The following is an 8,316-nucleotide window of genomic DNA, read 5'->3' as shown; positions in this document are numbered from 1 at the left end:
AGGCGCGCGTGCGGGGGGCCGGGGAGGTGGCGCCGCTGAAGGGCTTCCTGCCCTTGTTCGTTCCTCGCCCTTCGGGAGGCGAGGACTTCTTCCGGTTGCTGCAGCGGGGCGTGGTGCTGGAGGTGGAGGTCTCAGACGGGACCGCCTTCCGCAATGTCCTCTCCCGCGAGGAGTCCGAGCGCTTCGCGGGGCACCTGCTGCGCCTCAAGCTGGAGGGGCGCATCGGGCTGGACATCGAAGTGGGCTGACGCGCTGCCGAGGCGGTGCTTCCTAGCGCGTGCGCACCACGCCCACCTCGGCGGTGCCCGCCAGCAGCGCGCTGCCGAGGAACAGGTTGCCGGACTCGGCGCCGCCCATGCGCACGGCGTGGAAGATGACCAGGTAGGTCTGCTCGCGCTGGGGGAACGCGGTGGCGGGAATCGTCACGCGGGCCTCGCGGTACGGACCCGGCAGGCCCACCAGTTGGAGGAACTGGACCGGCGTGGAGGGCAGGTTGGTGTACGTCGGCTCGCCCTGCGCGCCCTCGGCGCTCAGGGGCACCACGGTGACGAAGCCGAGCGTGCGTTCGGTGTTCGCCGGGGGCGCGGGCCGGTCAAAGGACAGGGGCGTGCTCGCGTCGATGCGCAGGAAGCCTTCGGGCGGGTGCAGCGCGGCGATGGGCTCCTTCATCGGCGCGTCGTCCACCTGGCCCACGTAGCGCGTGCCACCCCGGTTCGCGATGAACTGGTACGTGGCGCCGGACTGGTAGGTGAAGTCGGAGGCGCCCACGCTGGTGCGGCGGTAGTTGCCGGAGCCCTCGTCCGTGAGCGCCGTGGCCTGGCCCCCCACCGGCTGCACCGTGAACTCAGCCCCCGACAGGCCGGAGGGCTGCGAGTCCTCCCCCGTCCGGCTGCCGAAGAAGAGGATGGCGGCCGTCTGCGCGGGCAGGGCGATGACGTCGCCGCCGTCCGGGCTGAAGGTGCCCGCGTCATGGCCTGCCAGCGCGGAGGCGGAGACCTCGACCTCCGGGGTGGAGAGCAGCGTGCCGACCATGACGTGCTCGGCGGTGAGTTGGTCCAGGTCGCAAGCCAGGAAGGCGAGGGAGGAGGCGGCAAGCGCCGCGGACACCAGGGTGCGTTTCATGGGAACGCGAGCATAGCAGGTGCCCACGTCACGACGCCCGCGCGCGGGCCCGTCTCGGGGTATCCTCCGGGCCACCCGTGCAAGGTCACCGCGTTCACTCCGCAGGCCGGCGCTTCCTGAAGCGGCTTGGCGTCTCGCTGTTGATGGCCCTCCTCTTCGGAGGCGTGCTGGGGCTGCTCGTGTACCTGCGCCCCACCAGCATCGTGCCGCCCAAGGATCCGCCGTCGGCCTGGGTTCCCTCCGCGGCGGTGAACGCCGCGCAGGCCTGGCTGGAGGGCTGGGAGCGCGTCACCTACGACTGGCGCGTGCGGGAGCTGGGGGAGCGCTCCGAGCGCCCCGACGAGGCCGTCGTCATCGCCATCGACGACGAGACGCTCGCCGAGGCCCGCCAGGATGTGCGCCCCGGCGTCGCCACGCAGCCCTGGCCGCGCCAGCTCGTGGGCCGCATGGTGCACCGGCTGGTCCAGGAGGGGGCGTTGCTGGTGCTCGTGGACCTGCCCTTCACGGACCTGAGCCCCAACGCCTGCGCCGAAGCCTCGCCCGCGTCGTCGCTCTCCTGCGACGACGCGGCCTTCGCCGCCCTGCTGGCGAAAGACGCGGGCCGGGCGCTGCTGTCGTTCACCTGGGAAGCGCAGGGCCCCCGGGTGTTGCCCCCCGCCAACCGCCTGTGGCCGTACCGCGTGAAGCTGGGCGTCTATGACGCGTCCGAAGCGGCCTCCCTGCGCGCGCAGGCCGTGCTCGCGGCGCAGCGCCCCGCCTTCATCATCCCCGCGGGCAGTCAGGTGGAGGTCTGGGGCGGCGCCACGGACGAAGCGGACGGCAAGGCGCTGGGCTCGCGCCTGGGGGCCACCGCGCACGTCCTGGAGGAGCGCCGCGCTGCGGATGACAGCTATCGCGTAGGCCCCACGGAGCTCTTCGTCGCGCTGGCGGAGGTGCAGGTGGAGGGACTGGACGCGGCGGGCCTCATCGAGCTGCGCCAGGTCCAGCACCCCGTGGTGCCGCTGTTGAACGGCAGCGCGGGCTTCGGCGCGTCCACGCTCGTGGCGGGCCGGGATGGGCGCGTGCGCGCCGTGGCGCACCTCATGAGCTACACCGTGCGCGGCAAGCGCCACATCCTGCCGTCGCTGCCCCTGGCCGCGGCCATGCGGCTGGCCGGTACGCGCACGCTCCGCTACGCGGACGGCAAGCTGCACGTGGGAGACCAGTACGCGTTCCCCATGAGCGCCTCGGGCCTGAGCCTGCTGCGCTGGGACGCGCCCAACGCGGGCCGGGGCTCGCGCGGCTCGCTGGCGCGCTCCATCCGCGCGTGGAACGTGCTCCTCAACGTCTTCGACGTGGCGGACGAGCGCCCCGCGCGCTTCGAGAATGACCTGGAGGGCCGCACCGTCGTCCTCACGCGAACCGCCGGCGAGTCCGCGCACCTGCGCCCCACGCCCCTGGGGCCACAGACGCCCGGGGGCGCGATTCTGGGGCAGGCGCTGGCCAACATCCTCCGCTCGGAGGGCATCACCCGCGCGGCGCCAGACTTGGACCTGCTCCTCACGCTGGGGCTGGCCTTCCTCGGGGCCTTCCTGGCGCTGTCGCTCAGCTTCCTGCTGCGCTCGGTGCGCGGCGCCGTGCTCTACGTGGGCTTCCTGGTGGCGGCGGGCGCGGGCTACACCTTCGGCGCCGCGTACGTCTTGGTCGAGCAGCGGCTGTGGGTGGCCATGGCCGGGCCGCTGCTGGCCATGGTGGGGGCCTTCGTCGCGACCATCCGCTACGCCTACGGCACGGAGCGGCAGATTCGCGACTTCGTGCACAACGCGCTCGGCCGCTACGTCAGCCCGGACGTGGCCCGCCTGGTGGCGCGGGACTTGAGCCTGATGCGCCCCGAGCGCCGGCAGATGTCCGTGTACGTCTGTGACATTGAAGGCTTCACGCGGCTGTCGGAGGGCATGCCGCCCGAGCAGCTCGTGGGCCTCTTCAACGCGTACCTCACGGAGATCTCCGCGGTGGTGCGGTCCACGGCGGGGCAGGTGGACAAGTACATCGGCGATTCGGTGATGGCCTTCTGGGGCGCGCCGGTGCGCACGGACCGCCACGCGCACCTGGCCTGTGAGGCGGCGCTGAAGATGCGGGAGGTGCTGACCGAGCGTCAGCCCGCCTGGGAGAAGAAGTACGGCCACCGCCTCAGCTTCCGCGCGGCCGTGGACACCGGGGAGCTGGTGGTGGGCGACCTGGGCAGCGAGCTGAAGTCCAACTACACCGTGCTCGGAGACGCGGTGGGGCTGGCCTCGCGGCTGGAGTCCATCAACAAGGTGTACGGCACCTACGTGCTGGCCGGGGACACCACCGCGCAGCTCGCCAGCGGCAGCTACGTCTTCCGCGTGGTGGACCTGGTGCGCTTCAAGGGCCGCCCCCAGCCGGTGCGCGTGCATGAGCTGGTGGCGCGCCGCGGAGAAATCACCCCCCGCATGCAGGAGCAGCTCGCGCTCCACGAGCAGGCCCTCACCGCCTACCACCAGCGCCGCTTCGCGGAGGCGCACGCCCTCTTCGAGCGCGCCTCGCACGAGTACCAGGACACCGTCGCCGCGCTCTACGCCGGCCGCTGCGCCCGCTTCCTCGTCACGCCGCCGCCCGCGGACTGGGACGGGGTGCACGGCATGGAGGAGGGCGCGCCCACCACCGCCGCGGCGGCATGAGTCACGGCTCGCCGCCGTCCGAGTCCGGCTGGCCGAAGAGCTCCTTCACGGGCGCGTCCTTCGCGATGTGCTCCGCCACCACGCGGCGCATCTTCTCCGCCGTCATCGCCGAGTAGTACACCTCGCCCGGCCAGCCCATGAGCTGGTAGTCCTCGGGGGAGAGCGGGTCTCTCTTGCGGCCGGTGTCCTCGCGGACGACGACGTTCGGCCCCATGTGGCAGAAGCCGTAGCAGCCGCCGCGGTACAGCTCGCAGCGCGGCGCGAGCCCCTGGGCGGAGAGGGTGTCCCGGGCCTCGGCGTGGACGGCGTCCGCGCCGCCCGCCTTGCAGCTGGAGCCCTTGCACACCGACACGCGGTAGCGCTTCACGGCGGCGTCTCCATGAGGCCGCCATCAAGCGTATTGAAGAGGTTCAGCTTCACCACCAGCCCCCTGAAAAAGCGCCGGCCCGCCTACCGCTTCAACGCGGGAGGGCGGGCCGGGAGTCCTGGTGAGGCCGGTACGGCCTCACTGGGAACCTGGATTCACTTGATGAACTTCGTCACCTGGATGGGGCCCTGCTGCGTGACGACCGTCTGGTGGCCCGCATGGGCCCCCGCGGGCAGCGCCTTGCCGTGGCCGTCGTGCTCCGCGTGCGGCAGCTTCAGCTCCACCAGGCCCTCGCCGATGCGCGTGTGCGCTTCCTTGTGGACGTGGTGCGGCTCCTCGGAGCCCTCGCGCTTGTTCCACGGGTCCGACGGGTGCGACACCGGCGCGCCCTTGAGCAGCTTCGGGATGTCGTAGACGAAGTTCTGCCGCGTGTACTCGGGCGGGGTGTGCGTGTAGGTGTCCATGCGGATGGCGTCCTTGGGGCACGCATCCACGCAGAGGCCGCACACGATGCACCGCAGCTCGTCGATGACGAACTGGGTGGGGTACTTCTCGATGACGCGGTCCTCGGAGTCCGAGGCTTCGTCCTCGTACTCACCCGCCTCGATGTAGATGCACTGCGCCGGGCAGATGGTGGCGCACATGTAGCAGGCCACGCAGCGCGGCTTGCCGTCCTCGCGTGGAACCAGCCGGTGCAGGCCGCGGTAGCCCTCGGGGTAGATGGGCTTCTCCTCGGGGTACGCCACCGTCGTCATCAGGCTGGCGCCGGTGCGGTCCACCACCTGGGTGTTGGTGTCGCGCGTCCCGAAGAGGTTGCGGAAGAAGTGCTTCGCGGTGATGCCCAGGCCGCGGAGCAGGTTGGGCACGTAGGTCCGCTCGCGGATGTCCGTGCGAGGGTCCTTGCTTACCTTGTAGGCCATGATGGTTCTCGATTCCCGGATGCTGGGGCCGAAAGGTGCGGCCTAGTGGGTGGACGCCGGGGCCGCGCCGTGGGCGTGCGCCGGCACGTCATGGGCACCATGCCCGCCGTGTCCGTGGTCGTGGCCATGGGCGCCGTGCGCGCTGCCGCCCTCGGGGACCTTCGTCGTCGTGGTCAACACCACCAGGAGGCCAATCTCCGCCAGGCCGAGGATGGCCAGCGCCCGCAGGGACGGATCCCAGAGGACCAGCGCGCCGGTCACGAACACGTTCACCAGGCCGATGGGGAGGAGGATCTTCCAGCCCAGCGACTGAATCTGGTCGTAGCGGAAGCGGGGGAACGTCCAGCGGATGAGCAGCTGCACCCAGATGAGGAACAGCACCTTCAGCCAGAACACCGTGCCCAGGATGGTGCCCAGCAGCCAGCCGTGCTCCTGCATGACGGGCAGGTTGGCCAGCCACTCGTTGCCGAAGGGCAGGTGGTAGCCGCCGAAGAAGAGCGCCGTCGTCACGCCGGCCAGCACCACGACCTCCACGAACTCGGAGATCATGAAGAGGCCGAACTTCATGCCGGAGTACTCGACGAAGTAGCCGATGATTTCGGACTCGCCTTCCGGCAGGTCGAACGGGGCGCGCTTGGTCTCCGCGAAGGACGCGGCGAAGAAGAGCAGGAAGCCCAGCGGCTGGATGAAGATGCCCCACGCGGGCAGCCCCAGGTCGAAGGCGCCGTCGGTGCGCCACAGGTACTGGGCCTGGCCCGTGCCGCCGGTGAGCGCGCTGCCGATGTCACCGATGATGGCGGGGAACTGGACCGAGGAGAACGTCAGGAAGAGGCCCACCAGCGACAGGCCGAGCGCGACCTCGTAGGAGATCATCTGCGAGGTGGCGCGCACGCCGCCCAGCAGCGCGAACTTGTTGTTGGAGGCCCAGCCGGCCAGCGCGGTGCCGTAGACGGCCAGCGAGGCGATGGCGAGCACGTACAGGACGCCGAAGTCCGGCGTGGCCACCACCATGTCCACGTTGCGGCCGAACACCTGCACCGACGGACCGGCGGGCACCACGGCGAACAGGGCGAAGGTGGGCGCGAAGGCCAGGATGGGGCCCAGGTTGAACATGAACCGGTTCGCGGTGGCCGGAATCAGGTCCTCCTTGGTCAGCATCTTCAGCACGTCCGTGAGGATGTGCGGGAGGCCGCCCAGCGAGCGGTTCTTCAGGCCGGGCAGGGCGATGCGCGCGCGGTTGGGGCCCATGCGGTCCTGGATGAACGCGCTCCACTTGCGCTCCGCCATGGTCAGCAGCGTGGCGATGACCATCACGAAGATGAGGACGAGGAAGAGCACGTTGGTCAGCCGGCTCGCGCCAGTGAACCAGTGCTCCTCCACCAGGCCACCCACCAGGTAGGCCGACGCCATGCCACCCGCCATCAGGAAGACGATGGTGAACATGGCGACGAGAATCGTCAGTACGCGGCTCATGACTAGATACCCCTCACCCGAGGCGTGCCGAACTCACGGTACCCCGCGGGGCGACCGTCGGCACCTGCCGGCAGCGGATTGATGCCCGGCTTCTCCCGGTCCACCGGAGACGCCTTCTCCCAGTTGAACTCCGCGAACTCGGCCACCTTGCCAGCCAGCTCGCGCCACACGTCGACGGCGCGCTTCCAGGTGGACTCGCCACCCAGCTCACGCGTCAGCTCCCGGACCCACTCCCAGCCCGGGACGACGTCGCCCTTGGGCGGGTACGCCTTGCGGAAGCGCTGGATGATGCCGTCCTGCTGGACGAACGAGCCCTCGTCCTCCACGGGGACGGAGGCCGGCAGCAGCACCGTGGCCTGCGCGGTGATGGCGGACTCGGTGAAGGCCTGCGCCACGAACACGTCCAGCTGGCCGGCGGCCTCCGCGAAGGCGTCCACGTCGCCCGGCACCTCGGTGCCGATGGCGTAGAGCGCCTTCACCGTGCCCGCCTTCAGCGCGGTGGTGAGCGCGTCGAAGGTCTCCAGCTTGAGGCCCAGCCCCTTCGCGATGAGCTCCAGGCCCTTGCGGTTGGGGTTCTTGTCCGCCGTCATCAGGAAGTGGTCGGCGGGGCCCGAAGCACGGCCGCCCACGTACACGGTGGACACGCCCAGCGTGCCCTTGGCGAAGCTCAGCCCGGCCAGCAGGTCCTCGTTGGAGGCCAGGGGCGAGGCCAGCACCGCCAGCTGCTTGCCGCCCTGCACCGAGCGCAGCGCCTTGGCCGCGGCCTGGACCGCTTCCTTGCGCGTGGTGACGGGCACCGCCTCACCGGCGCGGCCGGCGCGGCGGCCCACCTGCGCCTGCAGCACGCGGCCCAGGTTCAGGTACTTGTAGGTGAGCCGGCCCTCGTCGCACATCCAGCTCTTGTTGATGGCCTCGTTCTCCCGCGGGCGGTAGCGGTACGAGTCCTGCGACATCCAGTCCACGTAGGTGGTGCAGCCGCGCGAGCAGCCGGTGCACACCGACGGGGTGGCGGACAGGAACCACGCGCGCGCCTTGAAGCGGAAGTCACGGCTGAGCAGCGCGCCCACCGGGCACACGTCCACGGTGTTGAGCGAGTAGTTGCTGTCCAGCTCGCTGCCCGGGAACACGTCGATGCGCTCGTGGCTGCCGCGGCCGAACACGCCCAGCTGCGGCTCCTTGGCCACTTCATTCATCACGCGCACGCAGCGGGTGCACATGATGCAGCGCTCCTGGTCCAGCACGACGCGGGGCCCCAGCACCTTGCGCTTGTTCTTGAGGGCCTTGGTGCCCTCCAGGCGCGAGGGCCGGTAGTCGTACTTCATGTAGTAGTCCTGCAGCTTGCACTCACCGGCCTGGTCGCAGATGGAGCAGTCGACCGGGTGGTTGAGCAGCAGGAACTCCATCACCGCGCGCTGCTGCTCCTTCACCTTCGGCGTGGTCGTCTTGACGGCCTGGCCTTCGGCCATGGGCGTCTGGCACGCGGGCACCAGCTTGGGCGCGTTGGACGCCTCAATGAGGCAGATGCGGCAGTTGGCCGCGATGGAGAGGCGCGGGTGGTAGCAGTAGTAGGGGATGTCCGAACCGACCGCCTTGGCCGCCTCGATCATGTTCGTCCCCGGCTTCACCACGACTTCCTTGCCGTCGATGGTGGCGGTGATGAACCCCGGGTTCTTCGGCGCCGCCCAAGCCGGCGCCGAAGAACCCGGGGATCATCACCGCCACCATAGACGGCCAGGAAGTCGTGGTGAAGCCG

At 70.5% G+C, this 8,316-nt stretch carries 5 protein-coding genes and 2 pseudogenes; 2 read left to right on the top strand and 5 right to left on the bottom strand.

Going from position 1 to position 8,316, the window contains the following annotated elements:
* Positions 1-248: pseudogene (locus HV824_RS33545) on the top strand (hypothetical protein); the annotation flags it as partial.
* A gap of 22 nt (positions 249-270) precedes the next feature.
* On the opposite strand, the gene HV824_RS33540 reads toward HV824_RS33545, so the two are convergent.
* Positions 271-1,122 carry a hypothetical protein gene (locus HV824_RS33540; protein ID WP_217917964.1) on the bottom strand — a complete coding sequence of 284 codons (852 nt, stop codon included), beginning with the start codon at positions 1,120-1,122 and terminating at the stop codon, positions 271-273.
* Between the two features lie 143 nt (positions 1,123-1,265).
* On the opposite strand from HV824_RS33540, the gene HV824_RS33535 reads away from it, so the two are divergent.
* Positions 1,266-3,803, top strand: a complete 2,538-nt coding sequence (locus tag HV824_RS33535) for an adenylate/guanylate cyclase domain-containing protein (RefSeq protein WP_176417311.1) — start codon at positions 1,266-1,268, stop codon at positions 3,801-3,803.
* 1 nt (position 3,804) lies between these two features.
* Here HV824_RS33535 and HV824_RS33530 read toward each other — a convergent pair whose 3' ends face one another.
* The 4 genes and pseudogenes from HV824_RS33530 to HV824_RS33515 form a co-directional block, all read right to left on the bottom strand.
* Positions 3,805-4,170 carry a (2Fe-2S) ferredoxin domain-containing protein gene (locus HV824_RS33530; RefSeq protein ID WP_176417310.1) on the bottom strand — a complete coding sequence of 122 codons (366 nt, stop codon included), beginning with the start codon at positions 4,168-4,170 and terminating at the stop codon, positions 3,805-3,807.
* A 155-nt stretch (positions 4,171-4,325) separates the two neighbouring features.
* Positions 4,326-5,090, bottom strand: coding sequence for an NADH-quinone oxidoreductase subunit I (locus HV824_RS33525; protein WP_176425088.1), 765 nt, complete (start codon positions 5,088-5,090; stop codon positions 4,326-4,328).
* Between the two features lie 42 nt (positions 5,091-5,132).
* The gene (locus HV824_RS33520) at positions 5,133-6,563 is read right to left on the bottom strand and encodes a complex I subunit 1 family protein (protein ID WP_176425087.1); all 1,431 of its coding nucleotides are present in this window, start codon (positions 6,561-6,563) and stop codon (positions 5,133-5,135) included.
* 2 nt (positions 6,564-6,565) lie between these two features.
* Positions 6,566-8,242, bottom strand: a pseudogene (locus HV824_RS33515) (2Fe-2S iron-sulfur cluster-binding protein); the annotation flags it as partial.
* Positions 8,243-8,316: the final 74 nt, after the last annotated feature.

This window comes from Myxococcus sp. AM009 (assembly GCF_013372605.1).
GTDB classification, from domain to species: domain Bacteria; phylum Myxococcota; class Myxococcia; order Myxococcales; family Myxococcaceae; genus Myxococcus; species Myxococcus vastator.
Note: the sequence above shows the minus strand (reverse complement) of the source record. Positions and strands in the feature narration are given on the sequence as shown.